Genomic DNA, 456 nt, shown 5'->3' with positions numbered 1-456 from the left:
CTCCAGCTCCAGCGCAGCGGCGGCGTCGAGGCGCCGGACCCGCCGCCGGCCCGGTGACGGCCGCATGCCTGCCCGGCGCCGTTAGGGTTAACCATCACTTATACCTGACGAGACGAAGCTTTTCGTGCTCCCTTGCATTGATGAAATGCCAACAAGAGCCGGGATGACTTTCGTGACCTTGACGACGCCCAAGATCGAGCGCCGCTACAGCGACCGCCGCCGGGCCTGCCTCGGCGGCACCCTGCGCCTCGCGGCGTTCCTGCCGGAGGCTCCGTGCCGCCTGCGGGACCATTCGCTGACCGGCGCCCGCATCGTCGTCGCGGAGGACGTGGTCCTGCCGCGCGTCGTCGACCTCACCGTGACCGGCCGCAACGTGACCGGCCGCAACGAGACCCGCCGCGCCGAGGTCGTCTGGCGCGACGGCACCCAGGCGGGCCTCGCCTTCCTCGATCAACC

General features: G+C 70.6%; 1 protein-coding gene. It reads left to right on the top strand.

What is annotated here, in order from left to right; translation table 11 throughout:
* Positions 1-172: 172 nt before the first annotated feature.
* Positions 173-456, top strand: a 284-nt coding sequence (locus tag FV223_RS29845; RefSeq protein WP_187276317.1) for a PilZ domain-containing protein, incomplete at its 3' end; no start/stop codon positions are given.

It is taken from the genome of Methylobacterium sp. WL116 (assembly GCF_008039455.1).
Taxonomy (GTDB): domain Bacteria; phylum Pseudomonadota; class Alphaproteobacteria; order Rhizobiales; family Beijerinckiaceae; genus Methylobacterium.
Note: the sequence above shows the minus strand (reverse complement) of the source record. Positions and strands in the feature narration are given on the sequence as shown.